Source organism: Myroides odoratimimus (assembly GCF_004337635.1).
Classification (GTDB): domain Bacteria; phylum Bacteroidota; class Bacteroidia; order Flavobacteriales; family Flavobacteriaceae; genus Flavobacterium; species Flavobacterium odoratimimum.
Window position 1 is genome coordinate 827,972 of the sequence record NZ_CP037427.1, and the last position, 25,424, is coordinate 853,395.

16 protein-coding genes are annotated in these 25,424 nt (G+C 33.3%); 2 read left to right on the top strand and 14 right to left on the bottom strand.

What is annotated here, in order from left to right:
- Window positions 1-222: 222 nt before the first annotated feature.
- Both E0Z07_RS03895 and E0Z07_RS03900 read right to left on the bottom strand, forming a co-directional pair.
- Window positions 223-1,038 (bottom strand): hypothetical protein, encoded by an 816-nt coding sequence (locus tag E0Z07_RS03895; protein WP_131540309.1) that lies wholly within the window; start codon window positions 1,036-1,038, stop codon window positions 223-225.
- Window positions 1,039-1,277: 239 nt separating this feature from the next.
- Window positions 1,278-3,179, bottom strand: coding sequence for a S9 family peptidase (locus tag E0Z07_RS03900; protein ID WP_131540310.1), 1,902 nt, complete (start codon window positions 3,177-3,179; stop codon window positions 1,278-1,280).
- 304 nt (window positions 3,180-3,483) lie between these two features.
- Between E0Z07_RS03900 and E0Z07_RS03905 the strand changes: the two genes are divergently transcribed.
- Both E0Z07_RS03905 and E0Z07_RS03910 read left to right on the top strand, forming a co-directional pair.
- Entirely contained in the window at window positions 3,484-4,728 is a 1,245-nt protein-coding gene (locus tag E0Z07_RS03905; protein WP_036474497.1) for a dicarboxylate/amino acid:cation symporter, read from the top strand.
- Window positions 4,729-4,749: 21 nt separating this feature from the next.
- Window positions 4,750-5,448: a DedA family protein gene (locus E0Z07_RS03910; protein WP_006259785.1), complete on the top strand. Its 699-nt coding sequence runs from the start codon at window positions 4,750-4,752 to the stop codon at window positions 5,446-5,448.
- Window positions 5,449-5,603: 155 nt separating this feature from the next.
- Here the strand turns inward: E0Z07_RS03910 and E0Z07_RS03915 are convergent, their stop codons facing one another.
- The 12 genes from E0Z07_RS03915 to E0Z07_RS03970 all read right to left on the bottom strand — a co-directional run bounded on the left by E0Z07_RS03915 (window position 5,604) and on the right by E0Z07_RS03970 (window position 25,424).
- Complete coding sequence (locus E0Z07_RS03915) at window positions 5,604-5,945, bottom strand: 2Fe-2S iron-sulfur cluster-binding family protein (protein ID WP_006259786.1); 342 nt, start codon at window positions 5,943-5,945, stop codon at window positions 5,604-5,606.
- A 2-nt stretch (window positions 5,946-5,947) separates the two neighbouring features.
- Window positions 5,948-7,000, bottom strand: a complete 1,053-nt coding sequence (locus E0Z07_RS03920; protein WP_006264571.1) for an NAD(P)/FAD-dependent oxidoreductase — start codon at window positions 6,998-7,000, stop codon at window positions 5,948-5,950.
- Window positions 7,001-7,118: 118 nt separating this feature from the next.
- Entirely contained in the window at window positions 7,119-7,358 is a 240-nt protein-coding gene (locus E0Z07_RS03925) for a NifU family protein (protein ID WP_006259788.1), read from the bottom strand.
- A 21-nt stretch (window positions 7,359-7,379) separates the two neighbouring features.
- Window positions 7,380-8,510: an Mrp/NBP35 family ATP-binding protein gene (locus tag E0Z07_RS03930; protein ID WP_006259789.1), complete on the bottom strand. Its 1,131-nt coding sequence runs from the start codon at window positions 8,508-8,510 to the stop codon at window positions 7,380-7,382.
- Window positions 8,511-8,627: 117 nt separating this feature from the next.
- Complete coding sequence (locus E0Z07_RS03935) at window positions 8,628-9,923, bottom strand: TolC family protein (RefSeq protein WP_006259790.1); 1,296 nt, start codon at window positions 9,921-9,923, stop codon at window positions 8,628-8,630.
- The gene (locus E0Z07_RS03940) at window positions 9,916-12,345 is read right to left on the bottom strand and encodes an ABC transporter permease (RefSeq protein WP_016650287.1); all 2,430 of its coding nucleotides are present in this window, start codon (window positions 12,343-12,345) and stop codon (window positions 9,916-9,918) included. The genes E0Z07_RS03935 and E0Z07_RS03940 overlap by 8 nt, the downstream gene beginning before the upstream one ends.
- Before the next feature lie 15 nt (window positions 12,346-12,360).
- On the bottom strand, window positions 12,361-13,191 hold the full coding sequence (locus E0Z07_RS03945; RefSeq protein WP_006259792.1) for a GIN domain-containing protein: 831 nt from the start codon (window positions 13,189-13,191) through the stop codon (window positions 12,361-12,363).
- A 19-nt stretch (window positions 13,192-13,210) separates the two neighbouring features.
- Complete coding sequence (locus E0Z07_RS03950; RefSeq protein ID WP_016650286.1) at window positions 13,211-15,664, bottom strand: ABC transporter permease; 2,454 nt, start codon at window positions 15,662-15,664, stop codon at window positions 13,211-13,213.
- 155 nt (window positions 15,665-15,819) lie between these two features.
- The gene (locus tag E0Z07_RS03955) at window positions 15,820-18,102 is read right to left on the bottom strand and encodes an ABC transporter permease (protein WP_233446008.1); all 2,283 of its coding nucleotides are present in this window, start codon (window positions 18,100-18,102) and stop codon (window positions 15,820-15,822) included.
- A gap of 1 nt (window position 18,103) precedes the next feature.
- Window positions 18,104-20,533: an ABC transporter permease gene (locus E0Z07_RS03960; protein WP_131540311.1), complete on the bottom strand. Its 2,430-nt coding sequence runs from the start codon at window positions 20,531-20,533 to the stop codon at window positions 18,104-18,106.
- A gap of 2 nt (window positions 20,534-20,535) precedes the next feature.
- Entirely contained in the window at window positions 20,536-22,971 is a 2,436-nt protein-coding gene (locus E0Z07_RS03965) for an ABC transporter permease (RefSeq protein ID WP_131540312.1), read from the bottom strand.
- Between the two features lie 2 nt (window positions 22,972-22,973).
- The gene (locus E0Z07_RS03970; protein WP_131540313.1) at window positions 22,974-25,424 is read right to left on the bottom strand and encodes an ABC transporter permease; all 2,451 of its coding nucleotides are present in this window, start codon (window positions 25,422-25,424) and stop codon (window positions 22,974-22,976) included.

Here is a 25,424-nt window from a genome sequence, read left to right on the forward strand (position 1 = left end):
CATCACAAGCCGACCACAAGCCGACCACCCCTCAAAAAGTGGTAAAAAACACCCTATAATCATTCTTTGATTAACCTATATAAGAAAGGTAAATATCACTTTTATAAACGAAAAGTCGTATAATAAAAAAACAGTGTATCTATATTCTAGAATACACTGTCTTAACATACTAACTGAATAGTATAAAGTCTCTTTTCAATTAATAGAAAGAGTACATATATTTTATTTTGAATAACTATAAGTAGTTACAACTTCTATGTCATTAGACAACCAATCCGGAACATATTTACCATCAACATAATCACCAAAATCCATTTGTCTAGTTCCTTTTAAAACTGTTTTAGTAGGATAATTATTCTCGTCATAAGAGTAAGTTATTTTTAAGTCATCCAGTACAATTCCATCTTTATTCGTATAAGTATAAGCAATAGGATTATTATTAGGCAACAATTCTTTAGCCATTTTTAACTCTGCTGGTACGCTTGGACTAGCAAGATTTAATTCAACACCATCTAATAAATCAATAACTCCTGCAGCTCTTAATGTGTGGAATCCAAAGAAAGGTTTGTCGTCATACGTAATTTTAATTACATACTCTTCTATCTCCTTATTATAAGCAAGGATTTCAGATGGATTCTTTTTGTTGTCATACTTAAGTACTTTACCATATTTATAAGCCGAGTTTTGGTATACCAATAAATCTTTTATCAATATCACCTCTTTAGGAGTAGTGATTTTCTCTACTTTCTTATTACTTCCGTATGCTATATCTCCTTTACTATTTTCAAAGATACTACCACCCTTCTTACGTTTAATATATTCAATAGAAGTAAGTTTACCATCTGCTGCATAACTCAGGTTAAACGTTTTGTCTTCTTCCTTATCTCCATCTTCATAAACAACTACATCTATCTTCTCAATGTTCTTAATGACTTTATTAGGTTCTGTTGTCGTAGGTGTACTATTATCATCTGAACTACATGATGATACTCCAACAAATGCAAGTGCTGCTAAAGCACTAAAAATAATCTTTTTCATAGCTAATTTATTTTTATGCAAATTTAAGTTAACAAGCATATACTTTGTACAGATGAATTAATTATTCCATTTTTACTATCGAAATAACCACACTTTTATACTAATCACATATTTAAAAGTGGTTTTTAACATAAATCAAATAATTATACCGAAACGATAAAATAAAAATATTGACATAAAAAAACAGTGTACCTCTGATATCAGAGATACACTGTTCTTAACTATTAATATACTATATATTACAACGTTTCTTTCAACCAACGGAAGAATTCACCTTGCCATACTTGTGCGTTTTGTGGTCTTACTACCCAGTGATTTTCATCTGGTAAATATAAGAATCTACTTTTCACACCTCTTAATTGAGCAGCTTGGAATGCTTCTTGTCCTTGTCCAATAGGCACACGGTAGTCTTTACCACCTTGGATAATTAGGATAGGCGTATTCCACTTATCTACATTATTAATAGGGTTAAAGTTAGTGTATGCATTCTGAGCATCCTTATTATCTTTTTCCCAGTATGCTCCACCTGTATCAAAGTTAGGGAAGAATACCTCTTCTGTAGTACCATACATACTTACTAAATCAAATACTCCACAGTGTGAAATAAACGATTTGAAACGGTTCTCATGGATACCTGCTAAGTAGAATACTGAATATCCTCCATAACTAGCTCCTACAGCTCCTAATCTATCTCTATCTACATACTTCTCTTTGGCTACGTCATCAATAGCTGCTAAGTAGTCTTGCATTGGTTTTCCAGCCCAGTCTTTAGAGATTGCTTCATTCCACTCTACTCCATGTCCTGGCATTCCTCTACGGTTAGGAGCTACTATAATGTATCCCTCTGCTGCCATTAATTGGAAGTTCCAACGGAAAGAATAGAACTGAGACAATGCTGACTGTGGTCCTCCTTGTGCATATAACAATGTTGGATATTTTTTGTTTGGATCAAAGTTAGGTGGATATACTACCCAAGTAACCATATCTTTACCGTCTACAGTCTTCACGATTCTCTTCTCACTCTTGCTCAATGCAATCTTAGAATAAGCGTCATTATTCACTTTAGTCACTTGATTCCAAGTCTTCTTAGCCATATTATAAGCATATACCTCAGAAGCATGGTTAAAGTCTGTACGAGTCACTAGTGCTACATCTCCTGTCACATCTACGATACTCGTCACGTCAAAGTTACCATCAGTGATTTGTCTTACGTTGATAGCGATACGTGTTCTACCAGGGAAGTTCACTTCGAACAACTGCACAGTACCTCCTACAGCTGCGATAAAGTAAATCTTCTTACCATCTTTACTCCATCTGTAACTATCTACAGTACCATCCCATCCTGCAGTAAGGTTCATTTTGATTCCATTGTAGTCTACAATGATATCATTCTTATCAGCCTCATACCCATCACGCTTCATCTGTAACCAAGTTAGGTGTCCTTCTGGAGAGTAAGTAGGATGTGTATCATATCCTTTATTTTCTTCTGTTAAGTTCTTAGTCTGTTTAGTCGCTAAGTCGTATAAGTATAAGTCAGTATTCGTACTTGTAGCATACTCCGTACCGAATTTCTTCTTAGACACATACACAATACCTTTACCATCAGGAGTCCATACATAATCTTCGTCTCCACCGAATGGTTTCTGTGGTGCATCATAAGGTTCGTTACCTAAGATATCTATCTTCGCTTCTTTATTATCTGTAGGTGCATATAACACGTGGTTATGTGTACCATCATTCCACGTATCCCAATGTCTATAGTCTAATCCGTCATATACATATGCATCAGACTTCTCCATCGTAGGATATAGGTCTTTACCTAATACTTTATTGATTTTTACAGCCTCATCGAATAAAACTAATTTTCCATCAGGAGAAATGTTTTTATCATTAAGTAAGTATTTGTATTCCTTAATTTCAACAGGAGTACCTCCAGTTACAGGAATTTGATAAGTCTTAGAATCAAACTTATCTTCTGTCATATTAGCGTGGCTTACTTTGTAGATTAAGTTTTTACCATCTTTAGTAACTCCTACTGGACTTACTCTACCTAATTTCCACAGAAGCTCTTTAGTCATTACTTCTTGAGAAAAAGCAGATAAACTCGCTAAGCTTAAAGCAAATAAGAATATTTTTTTCATTGTTAGGGTTTTATTAAAGCGTAAAAATAGGCTTTTCTTTTGATTTTGCTCGAAAGTTAACTAATTCTCTTAGTCTAGACATTCTTTCTTATACAAACGACAACAAATAGTGTACTCTAATAAATAATGCACTTCTATAATACTGAGTGTATATTTAATTAATAGTATTATTGATAATAAAAAAGTAAAAAAACAACCTAAACGATAATAATTGAATTTCACACCATTATAGTACGTTATTTTTTTTTAAAATCGTCTTGATTTGAAAAAAAAAGAGGTATTTTCACGCTCAAATTTGATTTACATGAAAAACAATAAACTTTTTATAGCGATCATCATTGCGCTAGTACTTGGTGTAATCGTTGGAAGTATTTATCACTATTCATTCCCAGAATACAAATTAGGATTTGCAGAAAACATTAAATTATTAGGTACTATCTTCATCCGTTTAGTACAGATGATTATTGCTCCACTAGTATTTTGTACCCTAGTAGTAGGTATCGCCAAAATGGGAGATATGAGTATGGTAGGAAGAGTAGGTGCTAAAGCAATGGGATGGTTCATCACTGCTTCACTAGTCTCTCTAACGATAGGTTTAGTATTAGTGAACTGGTTCAAGCCAGGTGTCGGAGCTAACTTTGATTTAAACAATGTCTCAGGAGCTAGTGACTTACTAACTAAAACTGATTCATTAAGCTTACAATCATTCGTAGAACACTTAATTCCAAAAAGTATATTCGAAGCCTTTGCCCATAATGAAATTCTTCAGATAGTAGTGTTCTCAGTATTCTTTGGAATCGCGCTATCTACATTAGGTAAAAAAGGAAAATCAGTAATCAAATTATTTGACAAAATATCAGAGGTAGTCTTAAAGATGGTGACTTACATCATGTGGACTGCACCTCTAGGGGTATTAGGAGCTATCGCTAGTGCAGTGGCACTGTACGGTCTTTCTATTTTCTTAACATATGGTAAGTATCTACTAGCCTTCGCATCAGGATTGGCTGTTTTATGGGCAGTCTTAATCTTAGTTGGTTACTTGATCATCGGTAAAGATGTATGGAGACTGTTAAAAGCAATCAAAGAGCCTCTACTAATCGCCTTCTCTACAACTAGTAGCGAGGCAGTATTCCCAAAATTAGTAGAGCAATTAAAAGCTTACGGTTGTTCTCCAAAAATCGTATCATTTACCTTACCTTTGGGGTACTCATTTAATCTAGATGGAAGTATGATGTATCTAACATTCGCTTCTATCTTCATTGCTCAGATATATGATGTACATATGAGCCTAGCAGATCAAATCTTGATGCTGTTAGTCCTAATGGTAACAAGTAAAGGTGTAGCAGGAGTACCTCGTGCTTCACTAATCGTTATCGTAGCTACATGTGCTATGTTTAATATCCCACCAGAAGGAATTGCGTTTATTTTACCGATCGATCACTTCTGTGATATGGGAAGAAGTATGACTAATGTATTAGGAAATGCTTTATCAACTGCTGCGATAGATAAATTTGAAACAAACAATGAACAAACTAAACAATTAAGTTAGATTACAGAACATAAAAGCACTATGGACGAATTTTCAATAGCACAACTTATAAACCCTGAATTCTATATAAACTTACAGATAGCAGGACATTCAATAGGTATATATGTCGTATTATTTATTGTATTTGCAGAGACAGGCTTATTCGCAGGTTTCTTTTTACCAGGAGATAGTTTACTTTTCTTATCAGGGATATACAGTACAGCTCTAATGGCTGAAGTAGTACCGATAGAAAGTGACTTCTTAAATGTAGCCTTATTATCTACTCTAGTCGCCTTGGCAGGTATCCTCGGTAACAGTTTTGGGTATTGGTTCGGTAAAAAGAGTGGAAACTATCTCTACAATGTCAAAGACAACTTTATCTACAAGAAGAAATACTTATACGAATCTAAGGTATTCTTCGAAAGACATGGAGGAAGAGCAATTATATTCGCTCGTTTCTTACCAGTAGTAAGAACATTCGCTCCTATTATAGCAGGTATTGTACACATGGACATCAAGAGGTTCATGCTATACAATGTGATCAGTTCTTTCTTATGGGCTACTACATTAATCTTTGCAGGTCACTACCTACAAGTATGGTTATTAGACAGCTATGATATAGACTTAAAACACTACATCGAATACATTATCTTATTCTTAGTATTAGTGACTACATTACCTATCGTAATGAAAGTGATTAAAAGCAAGAAGAAGGATAAAGAAGAAAGCGAAGAGATATAATATATAAAGGAAGTAAAGTATGTTGTACTTTACTTCCTTTTTTTAATCCTTTACAGCTACTTTTAATAAGAAAAGGTCTCTTACATGAAACCATAAAATAAGGCTTGTATCGTACGATACAAGCCTTATTTTATTAAGATATATTAAATCTCTATTTATCCTATCGGTGCGATTTCGAAGACTAATCCTTCTACCTTCTCATCTACAGGTATCTGACAACTTAGTCTACTAGTAGGTTTAACATTACGAGCATCCGAATCTAACAATGCGTCTTCTTCATCACCCTTCTCTGGTAATTCCACTTCATCTCCATTAATCATATAGCATTGACAAGAAGCACACATCAACATACCTCCGCATATACCGAATGTACCGTCTTCTGCTAGTTCATAAGCACGAACAACTTCCATCATATTCATCCCCATATCCGTTGGGGCATCTATAACATGAGTCTCTCCTTCGCGATCGATAATGGTTACTTTTATATCCTCAGCCATAACTAGTCTATAGATTTCACTACTGCTTTTTCTGCTTCTTTACGTGTACCATCGAATCCGTTGATACCTGATACAGTAGTATATTTTAATACAAATTTCTTACCTGGATTCAACATATTGAATACACTCTGACACATCAAAGTAGCTTCGTGGAATCCACATAGAATTAATTTTAACTTACCAGGGTAAGTGTTAATATCACCAATCGCGTAAATACCAGGTATGTTCGTTTGATAATCTAATGCATTATTAACTTTAATAGCATTCTTCTCAATCTCTAATCCCCAATCTGCAATAGGTCCTAACTTAGGTGTTAAACCAAATAATGGAATAAAATAATCACAAGCTATTTCGCGTTTCTCTCCATCGATATCTACGACAACCGCTTCTAATTTATCTGTTCCTTTTAACTCAACAACTTCGCCTGGAGTTAACATATTAATCTTTCCTTGGTCTTTAAGAACCTGTACTTTCTCTACAGAGTCTAATGCTCCACGGAATTCATTACGTCTATGTACCAGACTTACTTCAGCAGCTACATCTGCTAAGAAAATACTCCAATCTAGAGCTGAGTCACCACCACCAGCGATAACTATTTTCTTACCAGCGAACATCTCCGGTTTTTTAACGAAGTATTCTACTCCTTTATCTTCATAGAATGCAAGATTCTCTATCTCTGGTTTACGAGGTTCGAAAGATCCTAAGCCACCAGCAATAGCAACTGCTTTACCATGATGTTTTGTCCCCTTGTTAGTTGTCACGATAAACGTACCATCTTCTAACTTCTCAATATTCTCCGCTACTTCATTTAATGTAAAGCCAGGTTGAAACTGCTTTATTTGTTCCATTAAATTATCTACTAGCTCACCAGCTCCAACGCTAGGATATCCAGGAATATCAAAGATTGGCTTCTTAGGATACAATTCTGTTAACTGTCCTCCTGGTTGTGGAAGTCCATCGATAAGATGGCATTTTAGTTTTAATAATCCTGCTTCGAATACAGCGAACAGACCAGTAGGGCCCGCTCCAATAATTATTATATCGGTCTCAATCATGATGTAGTTCTTTAGTGCAAAGGTATCCTTTGCGAAATTTATTAAAAATGATAAAAGTCAATCTTAAGTAACTAGTGCTAATAAAGCCTTAAATTACTCAAGATTGACTATGTTATTTTTATCCCACATTAACTACAGATTCGATCTCTGGTGCATACTTTTTAATCGTAGTCTCTACTCCAGCACTTAAGGTCATTTGATTAACACTACAAGCCGTGCAAGCACCTTCTAGGCGAACTTGTACAACCTTGTCATCTTGAATATCAATAAGAGTGATATCTCCACCATCTGCTTGTAAAAATGGACGGATCTCATCTAACGCCTTTTCTACATTCTGTTTTATAGTTTGTGATGCCATATATTTTTCTTGTATTAAGTCTTATTTTTTAGCAACTGATGAACATCCTGCCATAGTTGTAATTTTGATCGCTTCAGTAGCAGGTAATGACTCATTTCTCAACACTACTTGTTCTACTACATTTCTGCTTAAATCTTCAAATACCTTTGCGATGATAGTATCGTTTTGTAACGCTGCTGGACGACCATAATCACCAGCCTCACGGATACTCTGTACGATAGGCACTTCTCCTAAGAAAGGAACATCTAAGTCTGCTGCTAAGTTCTTAGCACCGTTTTCACCAAAGATATAGTATTTGTTATTTGGTAATTCTTCTGGAGTGAAATACGCCATATTCTCAACGATACCTAATACAGGAACATTGATACTCTCTGACATAAACATTGATACTCCTTTTTTAGCATCAGCTAGCGCTACTGCTTGTGGTGTAGATACCACTACAGCCCCTGTAATAGGAAGAGACTGCATAATAGATAAGTGAATATCTCCTGTACCAGGAGGTAAGTCTAATAATAAGAAGTCTAGTTCTCCCCAGTCTGCATCAAAAATCATTTGATTTAATGCTTTTGCAGCCATAGGTCCTCTCCAGATTATTGCTTGGTCTCCTTTTGTAAAGAATCCGATAGAAAGGATCTCTACTCCATACGATGATACAGGCTTCATCTTAGAACGTCCTTCTACTTCTACTGAAATAGGTTTAGCTCCTTCTACATCAAACATGATTGGCATAGATGGTCCATAGATATCTGCATCTAACACTCCTACTTTAAAGCCCATATTAGCTAAACTAGCAGCTAAATTAGCAGTAACTGTAGATTTACCTACTCCTCCTTTTCCAGAAGAGATAGCAACAATGTTTTTAATACCAGGAATAGCTTTTCCTTTAATCTCAGGCTTTTCAGGAGCCTCTACTTTTATATTTACTTTTACTTTCGCCTTGTCATATACTTGATCGTGAATTACTTTCATCACGTCAACTTCTGCTCTTTTCTTAATGTGTAAAGCTGGTGTACTAAGTACTAAGTCCACTACTACTTCGTCTCCGAAAGTCATTACATTACTTACAGCTCCACTCTCCACCATATTTTTTCCTTCTCCAGCTAGAGAAATGCTCTCTAAAGCCTTAAGGATTTCTTTTCTATCTAATTTCATTATATGCGATTCGTTTTCAACAATTTAATATAAATTCTGACTAACGCAAATATAGTGGGAATATTTGAACTTTTAATGTTAATATATTCTAAATACAAATAATGTTATAACTAATATTTATAGTGTATTTGTATTGAAAAGTTTAAGCTTGTTTTCCATAAAAGAACGATTATAAGCGTTCTTAATCAAAGCAAATTGAGAGTTCAATAATTGATTTTTTGAAGCATTAAATGAGAAAATATCAACCTTTCCATTCTCATACTTTGCTTGTGTTGTACTGAATGATTTCTCTGATAGCTCAATACTTTTTTGAAGCTGTTTTGCGATATTTTCTAACTGTGCAATTTCTGCTTTTAGCTCTGTAATTTGATTGTTTAGATTAACTTCACTCTCCTTTATTTGCAAGGTATTCAAACGTATTTCTTCATTTTTCACTCTTACTTGTCTACGTATATTTCCACCTTGAAAAACTGGTATACTCAATCCAAAACTAACGTACTGACTCTTGTTATCTCCCATCTGTTTTGAGAAAGAATTAGTGCGCAATTCTATATCACTATTAAACGGCTTAGAATAGAAAGAACCATATTGATAATTCCCAACTAATCGAGGTAAATTCTTAGACTTAATCAGTTTCTTCTCTTGTTCTAAAACTTGTTGTTTCAGTCTAGTTTTTTCTAGTGTTGGATTAAACTCATATCCTTCTATTTGTGCTATAGATTCCTCCTTTTGTACCACACTAAACTCATTCACTCCTAAATCTTCTATATTTAATAAATGAAGTAGCTTTAGTTTCTGATTCAATAAAGTATTCTCTGTCTGCTCTATACTAATAGTCTCACTGTGATAGATGTATTCTATATCATAGAAATCACTTTTAGGTTTGGCACCAGCTTCTACTTCTTTCTGTACACGCTCTAAGTTAGCCTTACTGTTAATTAATTGTTGTTGTTGTATTTCTAAAAAAGACTGTGAACCTATAATCTCATAAAATAACTCAAGAATAGCAGTCTGATATTGAAATAAGACTTCTTCATTCTCTAATTTAGCATAATCAATAGCTAGGTTATCTTTCTTGTATTGTATAAAATTACTAAAGTCAAATAATGTAACTCCAGCATCTAATGAAGCTCTTGTAGACTGAATATTAGAACTCACACGACTATTCGTAACAGGATCAATAGCAGATCCAAAATTATAAGACTGTGCCCCGTTCACCCCTATATCGGGCAAATAATAAGAAGCCACACTTTGCTTTCTACTTTCAGCAACTTTAGTCTCTAAAGCAGACACCATCAATCTTAAACTATTCTCTTTTCCTTTTTCTACACAGTCCTCCAAAGTCCACTGCTCTTGAGCTACTCCTGCAATACTAAACAAAATAGTCAATACTAAACACCAACTCTTACTCATACTTTATATATTTTAAAACATCAATACGTGTCGCTTTATAAGCCTTCCATATAACTAGTAGTATCGATAAAATAAACAAACTACTAAACGCTACTATAAAAGGCATTACCGTTATCACTTCACGGTATGCAAAATCTTCTAACCACAGATGAACAGCAAAATAAACTGGGTAAATTGATATGCAGAATCCAAGTACACAATAAAGTACAAAGCTTCTCGATAATGCAACAATTAAACTTCTCGAATCTGCCCCCATAACTTTTCGGATGGCAACTTCTTTTAATCTATTCTCGATACTAAACGACACAATAGACAATAGCCCTACAAGTGCTGTAAATACAGATATACTCATTAGTGCAAAGAACAATGTTTTTTGATACGTTGCTTGACGATACGTATTGGCAAACTGTTCGTCCGCAAAGCCATATTCCATAGGATATACTGGTTCTACACGATCTTTCCAAAACTTCTCAATATTAATTAACGTACCTTGTACATCATCTGTCTTAAGCTTGACAGATATAGTCTCTAATAGATGATGAAACCATCCTACTGAGTCACCTAAGAAGTAAGTCTGAGGGGATACTTCCTTATTAAAACCGTGTACATTAAAATTCTTGACAACACCAATGATCTGAAATACTCTATTGTTCCAACGAATCTCCTTACCAATCACTCCTTCTTTCAAATTAAATGCCTTCTCAAAAGCTTCATTAACTAAAACCTTTTCACTATTATCCGTTTGTAACTCTGGATCAAAAAACCTCCCTTCCTTTAATTGAACTCCCATTACGTCTAAAAAGCTATGATCTATGACTATATTACCACTCTGTAGCGAAACATCTCCTATAAAATTAGTTGAAGCACTTCCTACTTGTTGTCCAATATTAAAAGAATGAGCAGACACTCCTTCTACCCCCTTAATCTTTAAGAAGTCATCTTTAAAGTCCCTGAATACCTCATCTCGATTTTGGAATCCTGATAGTTCGTATTCTATATTTACAATTTGCTCTCCTTTAAACCCAAGGTTTTGATTAATGAGATACGTTATTTGTTTATTCATAAACAAAGCTATAGTCAAAAAGAAGAAGGCAATGACAAATTGTAAGACTAAGAAGATATTACGAATAACGACTCCTGATTTACTTCTCACAAAGTTCCCTTTTAGCACTTTCAATGGATTAAAAGATGCCGCAAAAAGAGCAGGTAATATAGCTGATAATAAAAGTATAACAACTACCACAACAAACAATTCAACTATAAAATCACTTATATAGAAAACAAGTGTTCTATCTACTAATAAATTAAAATAAGGCAACAGTAATTCAACTAAAAATAAAGCGATTATAAATGACATGAGAACTGTCAAAAGGGATTCAAACACAAATTGACTGATTATATTTGATTTCGAACCTCCTAATGCCTTTCGAATACCGACTTCTCTTGCGCGCTTAAAGCTCTGTACCATGTTTAAGTTAACAGCATTAAAAATAGACAATAGCAATAACAACAAAGAAACAACCAACATACTCGTCAAGATTTTCTTTGCATTACCCCCACTTCCATATATCTGAGATTTCGGATTAAGATGAGCTGATTCTAAATCAAAAAACACGTACTGATCTTCCTTCATATACTTCGCGCGATACTCGTCTTCAGTAATTCCCTCACTTTTAGCATAACTTGTTAAGAAAGGTTGATAAAGCGTATTGATAATTCTGTCTTTTACTATGTTGAGTTGAACTCCCTCTTTTAATTTTATCAGTATATTATAATTATAATCTCCGAAAACATTGATATTATCTTTAATCATCTTCTCAGCTCCATAGGACACAAGTGCATCTGGTGCATTAGATGTGGAAGAAGGTATTTTATAAACTAAACGAACAACAACACGCATACCTCCATCCAAGACTATTTCTTTACCAGAAGGATCTACACCTTCCCCAAACAAGCGAGCTGCTTGTTGATGCTCTAATGCAATAGCATTGTCTTTATTCTCCTTATAACTCTTAATAGACCCATATACTGCAGGAAAGGGAAACATATCGAGATAAGAAGCTTGATGATCAGCTATATTAAATATAAAATCTTGCTTATCTCCAACTTCAATACTCTTTCTACTAGTAAAGTTCCACAAAAAAGTATATGATTCAACAACATCTGATAACTCGTCAATTTGCGTCGCCATAGGAGCAGGTAACCAAGGGCTTATTTCCCCTCCTTCAAACCCCGCACTATAAACCTCATATACTCTATCTTTGTAAGGATTCCATTGATTATAACTATGTTCATTTTGCCAATACATTAATACCAATATTAAGGCACTTATCCCCATAGATAATCCCAAAACATTCAGAATAGAAAAGAATTTATTCTTCCAAAAATATCTTAGATATAATTTAAACCAGTTGTTAATCATTAGAATCCCTATTAATTAATCTATATTTTTTACTTGTCCTGAAGACGAAGTGTTTGAACTAACTATCTTAGCTCCTCCTGTATATTGAACACGTCCTGAAGAACTCGCTCTACCAGATACCTCCTCAGTTACATTAAACACCATAGAACCTGATGAGCTAGCTTTACCTTCTAGTGTTTTAGTTGTAAAGCTAGATCCTTTAATAGAACCACTACTAGAAGCAGAAGCGCTCACAGAATCAGCATTCCCAGATAAACTCAACCTAGCAGAGCTACTAGCTCCGAAGTCCCCAGTTTTAGTCTTTAATGAAATATCTACACTTGCTGAAGAACTAACACTTGCAGATGATTTCTTTGTCACCTCAAAACTACCTTCTATTTTAGAAGAAGAACTTGCCTCTATAGATAGGTTATCTGCTTGTACTAACTCTCCTCTAAACCTTGCTGAACTACTCGTTTTTACATCAAATGATTTAGCAACAGCTTTGTTCAATAAGTTAAACTTAGCAGAAGAAGACAACCTTACCTCTTCTAAACTAGGGTTATTTATAGTAACTACTACTTTTCCAAAATCTCTAATATTGATACCGTTCTTCCATTTTTTATTAGTTTTTTGATCAATGAAGATATCTAACCCTCCAGTAATTGTCGTTTCTGTCTTGACATCTTTCATATTCTCAGATTTCTCTACTTCCACTACTACACTCTTAGCTCCTCCATAAGTAAAGTTCACTTCTATTCCTTGAGAAGCTTTTACAGATTTAAAATCACTAACTTGACGCGTTTCTTTTGATTGTGCGAACACACTTCCTCCTACTAATAAGAAGAACATTACTATTTTTTTCATATTTAAATTTGTTTTATGGTTATTCATATTTTATATATTTCAGTACATTGATCTTTGTTGCTGACCATGCCTTTAAGAACACAACTACGCCTGTTAATATTAGTATCACAATCAAGCAAATGATAAATGGTTCTACACTAATATCGATTCTAAAAGCATAATCACTCAACCATTTGTTTAAGAAATAATAACTAGGGAATATAGCAATACCAAAACCTACTAGACACATCACTACATACTGTACAGACAATTGTTTTAATAAGCTAGAGGAACTAGCCCCCAGCACCTTGCGAATAGCTACTTCTTTTAGGCGGTTATTAATATTAAAAGAAGCCAAACTATACAATCCAAACAAAGCAATAAACACAACTATTCCATTTAGTGTTAAGAAAATATCTCTCTCTTTCTTTACATTATTAAATGTCTTTGCATATTGCTTATCTAAAAACTCATAACTAAAAGGCTCGTCAGAGATATCCCTGTTCGCCCATATCTTCGCTATTTCATTCATTGTCTTCTCAACATTATCACCTTTAACCTTGACTGTAATCTGTCTACTATTTAATCCCACCCAAGGAATTGTTTTTAAACTAAAGAAGACTAGAGGAGCATAGTTAGATTTAAGACCATATAGATTAAAGTCCTTTACCACACCTACTATTGTCAGCTTATTACCGTTCCACTCTATTGTTTTTCCTATAGGATGCTCTTCTTTCATTTCATAGGCAGTACGTTCATTAATCAATATATTAGAGATAGAGTCAGTCGCAAATTCAGGTGATAAACCTCTTCCCTCTTTCAGCTTTATATCTAAAGTATTTAGATAATTATAGTCCATTCCTACATTAATACCCTGTATTCTATTTCCATTATGTATAAAACCTGAAGAACTACCATAACTACTCCCTATACTGATCGAAGCGATAGACATATTCTCTACTCCATTGAGCCTTGTGATCTCCTCTTTCAGAGATTGATATATATTAATCTTCTCCTCATAAGGACCTTTACTAATGAAAGGAATGACCACCACCTGATCTCCTTTAAATCCAAGATCCTTATTTAACATATAAGTTACCTGCCCATATACTATATAACTTCCAACCATAAAGAAACAAGCCACCGTAAACTGTACTATTAACATGACGTTCTTTAATGTCTTACCTTTCTTACTCTTATTTACTTCTCCTTTCAGAACTTCTAACGTTTTAAAACTAGCAGTAAATAAAGCAGGAATAATACCTACTAATAAAACAATAATCACAATGAACAATAGCAACCATGGTAGTATATAAAATACTTCTATTTCCATCTGTGAATCTAAGAATACTTTTAACCATGGCATCGTAAACTCAATCAATACAAAAGCAATAATACAAGCTAGTATAGAGGTAACTAGAGTCTCAAATAACCCTTGTAATATCAAATTCTTCTTAGTCGCACCTAATGTCTTTCTAATTCCAACTTCTCGTGTACGACCTATCGCTTGGGCAGTGCTTAAGTTGATATAATTAAATACAGATAATACTAATATCAATAAAGAAAGGCCTATCATGATATTCAATCTCCCGACATTAGTTGCTCCCTCAGGAGTACCATTTAAGTCAGAGTTATTCTGCATTCTTTGTGTTGCTAAGACATGTAGTTTATATCCTTTATTTTTTAGATTCTTAAACTCCTCCAGTGTCACACCTTCTTCTTTTTTCATATACTCCTCAAGACTCAATCCTTCATCCTTCGCTAGCGATACATACACTTGCTTAATCAAGATATCCTTTATTAGCCCTTCCACTTCGGTAGTATACTTAGCATCGTCTAACTTTAACCAAATAGTTGAGTTATAATTACCCCATTGCTCTATTCCCTCTTTCTCATATTGATCAACTGCATTAACCAGTATATTTGCCATTATTGAATTCCTGTTCTTCCCTAGTTTATACACAGCACTTACTACATATGTATCCTTATTGTATTCAAAAGATTTACCTATCGGATCTTCTTCATTGAATAATTGCTTAGCATACTCATCAGTAATAACAGCAGTATTCGGCCCATTAAATGGCTTATTCTTATCTCCTTTTACAATCTCATAAGGAAAAAAGTCAAAGATGTTAGACTTTACATATCCTACCTTTTCTACACCTTTTTTCACCCCATCTACAGTCATTGTCCCACCTCCATAATAATTATCCAAATAAGTATAATCAATGATATGTGAAGACTCTTCTTTTAACTTAGAACCAAAAGGATATGGTAACTTCATCCAGCTCGTATCTGCATTCAGAATAGACTCTACTGTGAAAATATTATCCTTATTCGGATTCGCCTGATCATAAGATGACTCTTCTCTGTAATGCACGAATGACAAGATAACAGAGGCAAAACCCACTCCTAAACTTACTAATGTTAGAATAAAATAGACTTTATTCTTCAGCACATTAGACCAATATATTTTTAACCAGTTCTTTATCATACTATTCGTATTTGATATACTTTAATACATCTACTCTAGTGGCTTTAAAAGCACGACTTATAACAATTAGTAATGTCAATATTATAATGATGACAAAACAAAATATAAATGGCCATACACTCATCTCTATTCTAAAAGCATAATCACTTAACCATTTATTCAAGAAGTAATAACTGGGAAATACAGCTATTCCAAAACCTATTAAAACAAAACACAATGTACTGCCCTGTTAACTTCTGTATCAGATCTTTAGGTCTCGCACCTAATACTTTGCGTATAGCAACTTCTTTTAACCTAGAGTTAATCGTAAATGATGCCAAACTATACAATCCAAAAAGAGCAATAAAAACAACCAATAAATTCAAGACTAAAAATACTTTGCGCTCTTGTAAAGACCGTTCAAAACTCTGTGCAAAACGCTTATCTACGAACTCATAAGTAAAAGGTGAATCAGAGATATTATGTTTTTTCCAAACCTGTTCTATAGCTTCCATCGTCTCTTTAACATTCTCCGTATTTATCTTAATAGACATCTCATTCATATTGCTCCCCCATCCTTGTTCAAAATCTAATGACATAAATATCATTGGACGATAATCTTCATGCAATCCAAACAAATTAAAATCCTTTACAACCCCAACAATAGTAACTTTCTTTTCATTCCATTCAAATTCTTTTCCTAAAGCATTGTCAGTAATACCCATCATTGTTATTGCCTTTTCATTTAGCAATACATTTTTTATACTATCAGAAGCAAAATCTTGAGACAGTGCTCTTCCTTCTTTTAATTTAATGTCAAATAGTTTTAAAAAATCATCATCCATCGCTGCTACACCTGCCTGTATTTGTTTGCCTTGATAAGAATATCCTACAGACGAATAATTTTTTCCGCCTATTGCCAATGACCACGCACTTGCCCCCTCAACACCTTTTATTTTAAGAATATCTGCTTTTAGCCTTTTATAGATAGGTAGAGTATTCTCTACAAGATCTCTTTTAAGGTTATACGGTACCCCTACTATCTGATTTGCATTATAACCTAAATCCTTGTTAAGCATATAATTCACTTGCTGATTGACAATCAAAGAACCGATGATAAAAAAACAAGCAACGATAAACTGAACTGTTAGTAATGTATTCTTAAACCAAACTCCTTTCTTACTTCTTTTTATATTTCCTTTTAAAACTTCTATTGTTTTAAAACTAGAAATATAGAACGCAGGCACTGTTCCCACTAAAAAAATTACAGTTATTAGAAACAATAAAACCTGAGGCACAAATTCCAAAACATTAAACAACAATTTAGCTTTAAAAAACATCCTCAGACTAGGAAGAGCATATTCAACTATAACTAAAGAAATGATAATAGATATAAGTACTGTTACAGCTGACTCAAAATAGTTTTGCAACATTGTACTTGCTTTATTAGCTCCTAATACTTTACGTACACCTAACTCTTTACCCCTATTCATTACTTGTACTGTAGTAATATTGATATAATTAAATACTGACAATAACATGATAAGACTTGAAAGACCTATAGCAATATAAATTCTATTTCTATTCGCTATCCCTTCTGGCAAAGCGTTTTTTTGATTCGAATTAATTAACCGTTGTCCTTTTAAATCATGTAAATAAAATGTCAATACATAATCTTTTTCTTTTTTTAGTTCCTCTATCGTGAGTCCTTTGCTTTTTGCTACAGGAGCAATCACTTTTTCGTCGTATATACTTAATAATTGTTTCTCTATCAACTCTTTTGAATCTGGACTTTTTAATTTAATCCAAAGTGCTGAACTATAATTTCCCCAACCATTACTACCTATAGCGTTTTCTACTCGTTCGTCCAAAACATTAAATACCATATTAGGATTTATAGAACTCAGTGTTTCTGCTTCCTTATAAACTCCTTTTACTGTAAATGTCTTTCCCCACAAAAGAATTACTTGCCCTACAGGTTCTTCATCTTTAAATAGATATTTCACATAAGTATCCTTGATAAATACCTGATTAGGTCCATCAAAAGGTTTTATTTTATTTCCTTGTACAATCTCAAAAGGGAATACGTCAAAAAACGCTGATTGCCCAAAACTAGCTTTTTCAAAAACTTTAGACTCTCCATTGATCAACACTACACCTCCCTGATAATGAGCATCTAAATAACTATAAGTTTCTACACGATCTGAAATATCCTTTAAAACCTCTCCATAAGGATAAGATAATGATGGCCAGCCTTCCTCTTCACTAAACTTAGTCTCTACCATAAATACACGATCACTATCCTTGTGCCAAGTATCATAAGACATCTCTTCAGTATAATATAAATACGAAATAATCACAGCTGATAATCCTATCACCAACCCTATGACTGTCAACAAGAAATACATCTTGTGCTTCATCGTATTGTACCAATAAATCTTTAACCAGTTTTTTATCATACTACTCGTATTTAATATATTTTAATACATCCACTCTAGTCGCTTTATAAGCACGACTGATAACAATCAGTAATGTCAATATTATAATGATGACAAAACAAAATATAAATGGCCATACACTCATCTCTATTCTAAAAGCATAATCACTTAACCATTTATTCAAGAAGTAATAACTTGGAAACACAGCTATTCCAAAGCCTATTAAACAAAAGACAATGTACTGCCCTGTTAACTTCTGTATCAGATCTTTAGGTCTCGCACCTAATACTTTGCGTATAGCAACTTCTTTTAACCTAGAGTTAATCGTAAATGATGCCAAACTATACAGTCCAAAAAGAGCAATAAAAACAACTAAAGAATTCAATACTAAGAACACATTTCGTTCTTGTAAAGACCGTTCAAAACTCTGTGCAAAACGCTTATCTACAAACTCATAAGTAAAAGGTAAGTCAGATATATTATGCTTCTTCCATACCTCCTCAATAGCCTTCATTGTTTCCTCTGCCTTATTAGCTTTTATTTTAATAGACATCTCCTTCATACCTTTCCCCCATCCATTATTAGATAGAGCAACAAATAATAATGGTCTATAATCTGCTTTAAGTCCTATCAGATTAAAATTTTTCACAACCCCTACTATAGTATGCTCACCTCCATTCCATTTGATATTTTGTCCTATTGGCTCTAATTCTCCCATTAAGGACATTGCTTTCTCATTAATCAAAACATTCCGGATACTATCACTAGCTAAATCCTTTGATAACATCCTCCCTTCTTTCATTTCAATCTGGTATAATTCCAAGAAATCATAATCTATAGCTGCTATACCAGGTTGCACATCTTTTTCTTTATAACTAAAGCCTGAAGACACATACCTATATCCACCAATATCTAATAAGCAAGCACTTACACCTTCTATATTTTTCAACTTTAGTACATCCTTTTTTAGCCGTTCATACACATCTAGCCGATTAGTCACCTCCTTTTTAAAGTTGTATTTCACTGCTACTATTTGATCTGCATTATATCCTAGATCTTTTTTCAACATATAACTCACTTGCTGATAAATAACGAAAGATCCTATAATAAAAAAACAAGCAACAATAAACTGAACTGTTAACAATATGTTCTTAAACCACACACCTTTCTTACTCCTCTTCATATTCCCTTTTAAAACATCTATTGTTTTAAAACTAGAAATATAGAATGCTGGAAGAGTCCCCACTAAGGTTACTACTAATACTAAGAATACGATTAGTTGAAATATAAAATCTAGTATATTAAAACTCAACTGTGCCTCAAAAAAAACTCTTAAACTAGGTAAAGAGAATTCTACTATTACAAAAGACAACACTATAGAGATTAGTACCGTTATAGTTGATTCAAAATAGTTTTGATATATCAGACTTAAACGATTCGCACCAAAAGTCTTACGCATCCCCACTTCCTTACCTCGATTCATCACCTGTACTGTGGTAATATTGATATAATTAAATACAGATAATAATATGATTAACACGGATAAACCTATGGCAATATATATTCTATCAACATTAGCTTTTCCTTCTGGAAGTGCATTTATATCATCAATTTTAACAAAGCGCTGTCCCTTTAAATCATGTAAATAAAAACCAAAAGAATGCTCCCCTCTACTTCTTTTATACTCACCTACAGATATACCTTTTTTATTAGCCTCAGGCAACATAACATACTCATCATATATATCGAGTAACCTTTTTTCTATAATCTCTTTTGATTGAGCTTCCTTTACTTTTATCCATAAAGCAGAGTTGTAGTTTCCCCAATACTCTTTTTCAACAGCTTCTTTCTCCCTTTCATCTAAATCATTCATTACGATATTAGGATTGATAGAACTTAATGTATTTGCTTCTTTAAATATTCCTTTTACTACATAAGAGACATCCCATATTACTATAGTCTGCCCTATAGGATCTTTATCTTTAAATAAGTATTCTACATATGTATCTTTTATATATGCTTGATTTGGAGCATCAAAAGGTTGTAGTTGACTTCCACTTACTATTTCAAAAGGAAATACAGTAAAGAAATTAGACTGTACACTAATAGCCTTGGTATAAGCAAGCAGTTCTCCATTATGCACTAGCATTCCATCGTCATAGCTATTATCTACATAAGAATATGCTTCTACTTCAGGAGATATTTCTTTTAATTTAGAGCCAAATGGATAAGATAACATTGGCCAGCTTTCCTCTTCACTAAACTTAGTCTCTACCATAAATACACGATCACTATCCTTGTGCCAAGTATCATAAGACATTTCTTCAGTATAATATAAATACGAAATAATCACAGCTGATAATCCTATCGCCAACCCTATGACTGTCAACAAGAAATACATCTTGTGCTTCATCGTATTGTACCAATAAATCTTTAACCAGTTCTTTAACATCTCTATTCGTATTTGATATACTTTAATACATCTACTCTAGTCGCCTTATAAGCACGACTAATAACAATCAACAATGTCAATCCTAAAATCAACAACAAACTATACACGTATACACTCCATCCTATCTCTATGCGATACGCATAATTCTCCAACCACTTATTTAAAAAGTAATAACTAGGGAATACTGCTATACCAAATCCAACCAAGCAATAGATTATATACTGAAATGTCAATTGTCTTAACAGTCCGAAAGTCTCAGCTCCTAATACCTTGCGTATCGCTACTTCTCTTAACTTTGTTCCTATTGTAAAAGACGATACGGCAAACAAGCCAAATAAAGCAATGAATACAACTGTATAATTTAATACTCTAAATACTTTTCTCTCTAATAAAACACGGTCAAAAGTTTTCGCATAACGTTGATCTACAAATTCATAAACAAAAGGAATTTTACTATCTATATTATATTTCTTCCATATTTTTTCAACAGCTTCTAGAGTAGGTTCTATCTTATCTTTACTTAATTTAATAGAGACATACAGAAAATTATTTCTTATCCTTTGATTAGTATGAAAGTGGTAGTAAATCTTAGGTTTTACTTCGTTTGCTAATCTTTCATTATTATAGTCATCTACCACACCTATGATTGTGTACTTAAAACCTTTGTCTTCTATAAACTTCCCAAGAGGTTCTTTCTCTTTCATTTCTCTAACGAAGGCCTCATTGACAATGATGTTATTAATACTATCAGAAGCAAAGCGACAAGATATATTTCTCCCTTGTTTCATCTTTATATCATATAGATCAAAGTAATTATAATCCATTCCGATTTGCTCTACTAAGAACTGTTCTGATTGATACGAATGATAAGTAAAGACATTAGATAATGCACCACTTCCAAAGTGTGAAGAAGCTGTTGACACATCCTCCACTCCTTTTAATTGTAGAAGTTCTTCTTTAAAATTATAGTATTTACTTAATCGATCAGATGACTCATTGTACTGATTATTTTCGTCAAATAACACACCTATTACCTGATCTCCCTTAAAGCCAAGATCTTTATGAAGCATATAATTAACCTGTTGGTGTATTAATATCCCACTGGTGATAAAAAAACTAGCAATAACAAACTGTATTACTAAAAAACTGTTTTTTAGTATTCTTCCACTAGTGCTTTTATAGATAAAACCTTTAAGTGCTGATAACGTATCCATCTTATCGAGATATAGTGCTGGTAAGATACCCACCAAGAGAGTGACAACTATTAATACACTCGATAATAAGCCTATAAACTTAAAAAACGAGAACTCAATCGTTGTACCCACAAATACATTTATGAACGGCACTAATAATTCTAAAATAATAACACTTAATAATAAAGCTATTCCAGTTGTTATAAAAGATTCAAATAGTCCTTGACTAATAATTAAGCCTCTGTTTGCGCCTAAAACCTTTCTCACCCCAACTTCTTTAGTTCGATTCAAAGACTGAGATAGTGCTAGATTGATAAAATTAAATATGGACAACAATAGAATCATAACAGAAAGTCCCACTATAATCTTCAACATCAATAGATTAGTATTCCCTTCAGGAAAAAAATAACCTATTGCATTCATTCTAGCGCCATTTAAGGGTAATAAATAACTCTTAGCATAGAAGCTTTTAAAGGTAGTCTCTACAAATTCTTCTACAGAAACTCCTTTAGACTCTGCTAAAACAGTATAAAAGTGTTCATAGAATAAATTATCAATAGCTACCCTAGCCTGTTCCTTATCTTTGGTTTTAACTACTAAATTATAATTACTTGTAAACCAATCTCCTCTAGACGCTATCTCTTCAGTACTTAACTTATCTATTACAATATTAGGACTCATAGAACTTCTTATATCATGTCCTATTCTATAGACAGCAGATACACTATACTTAACATCCTTTATCTCAATTTCTTCTCCTAATGGATTAACATTTTTACCGAATAGTAATTCAGCTAATTCTAACTCTATAGCAATATCATTTGGATTATTAAACACTGTTTTCTCATTGCCATAAATAAACTCAAAAGGGAAAAAAGAAAAGAAATTTTTCTGAGCATATATTACTCTCTCAATAGCATATTCCTTCTCATCTATTTTTACATTTGTCTGAAAATATACTCCATTATAATACATATAGTCTTCTACTATAGGGTAATTATCCTTTAAGGAATATCCTAATCCAAAAGGCTGACTATCACTAGAAAACTGATCACTTTTAGTCTCTAAAACAAAAACCTCATCCTTATAAGGATTCCACTGATCATAACTAGACTCTTCTAGATAATATAACGATGCTAATGTAACTGACGCAATACCTATCGCCAACCCTATGACTGTCAACAAGAAATACATCTTGTTCTTCATCGTATTGTACCAATAAATCTTTAACCAGTTCTTTAACATCTCTATTCGTATTTGATATACTTTAATACATCTACTCTAGTCGCCTTATAAGCACGACTGATAACAATCAACAATGTCAATCCTAAAATCAACAATAAACTATACACGTACACACCCCATTCGATCTCTATGCGGTACGCATAATTCGCTAACCACTTATTTAAAAAATAATAACTAGGGAATACTGCTATACCGAATCCAACCAAGCAATAGATTATATACTGAAATGTCAATTGTCTTAACAGTCCGAAAGTCTCAGCTCCTAATACCTTGCGGATAGCTACTTCTCTTAGCTTTGTTCCTATTGTAAAAGACGATACAGCAAACAGTCCAAATAAAGCAATGAATACAACTACAGTACTTAGAATATTAAATATTCTCTTCTCCATCTGTACTTTATGGAAAGTCTCTGCAAACTGCTTATCTACAAACTTGTATTGAAACACATCCCTTTCTTCTATATTGTACTTCTTCCACAGCTTCTCGATATCTATAATAGTCTTACTAAAATATTCTGGAGCCACCCTTATGTATATAACAGAATACATCCCATAGCTATGCTTAGTCTCTGGCATATAAGAATATACAGATGGTAATATTTTTACTTCAAGTCTATCGATATTAAAGTCTTGAATTACTCCCACTACTGTTTTCTTCTTGCCTAACTGTTCTATTGAAGTATCAAGAGGATTAGTCAAATTCATCCTACGAACAAAAGTCTCATTCACCACCGCATTATCTAAACTATCAGAAGATAATTGAGCAGATAACATCCTACCTTCTTTTAGCTTAATCTCTAATACATCGAAGAAATCATAGTCTATCATAACATTACTAATCATCAAATTCTCTTTCCCGTTGTTATGATAGGTGCCAAATACACCATTTGAAGTATTTCCAAAACCTATAGTACTAGTAGATACCGACTCAATTCCTCTAATCTTTTCTAGTTCGGCTTTAAAGCTTGCATATTTAGTAGCACGTTTCCCTGTATAACTATTATGATTAAGAAACTCTATATTAATAACTTGATCTCCTTTAAAACCAAGACTTTTATTGAGCATATAACTTACTTGTGCATTGACGATGATAGAACCTATAATAAAGAAACAAGCTATTGTAAATTGAAGAACTAAAAAACCATTACTAAGCCATTTACCTCCTCTAGTTCCTATTATATTTCCTTTTAATAATTTGACAGTCTCAAATTTTGAAACAAAAAAAGCAGGAATACCACCACATATCAGAATCACTAAAGTGGCAATAACGATAAGAACAGCTAAATCATTGATAAACGAAAATGTGATATTCGTCTCTAAATACACATTGATATAAGGCAGAATGAGCTCAATAATACAAATAGCTAATACTAAAGAAAGAATAACCACAATAGCAGTTTCAAAAATACTCTGCTGATAAAAACTTCTCTTACCTCCACCAGCTACTCTTCTCATTCCTATTTCTTTTCCTCTACTCACTACTTGCGTTAATGATAGATTGACATAATTAAAAATAGAAAGTAAGAGTATCGTCATAGATAAGAAGATACTTATGTTTAACATTTGCACATTTGCACTACCTGCAGGGAATAACCTTTTATTCGGTAGCATACGAGCATCTGCAAGCTTATTTAATACAATATCTCCTGTATAGTATTTAAAAGGCTCTTCTTCTTTATATTGCTCTAATGTTAGACCATCCTTCTCTGCATTAGGAATGGCAACATATTTATCTCTAAGCTCCACTATAGCATTTTTAATTTTTTCAGGCTGTTTAGTCTTCACACATAGATTTAATCCAAATTCCTTCGTCCAGTCATCACTGTCCCTAGACTTTTCAGTCAAATTATTCATAACTGCATTAGGAGCAAAAGAACTGCGTAGGTCTCCTATTTTGTATACACCAGAGATTATAAACCTAGTGTTACCCTGACTATCATAGTTTGGATTAATAGCTTCTATTGTCTTACCTATTGGGTTTACTCCTTCCCCAAATAGTGCTTCAGAGATCTTAATATCTATCGCTACATCATTAGGATTAACTAACGCTTTTTCAGCATTACCATATACAAACTCGAATGGAAAAAACTCAAAGTAGTTATCTTGTACAGCATATGTATCCTTTACATCTATTGTCTTCTCATTATAAATAAAATTTAAAGAACCATTATATCCAAAATACATATAATCATCTAGTTCCTTATAATTATCTTTTAGATATCTTCCCATAGGACGGAACTGATCTGTCATAGAGAAATTCGGAGCTACAGTCTCTACGAGATACACCTCATCCTTATAAGGATTCCACTGATCATAACTAGACTCTTCTAGATAGTATAATGATGCTAATACAACTGACGCAATACCTAGTGTTAATCCTACTACTGTCAACAAGAAATACATCTTGTGCTTCATCGTATTGTACCAATATATTTTCAACCAGTTCTTTAACAT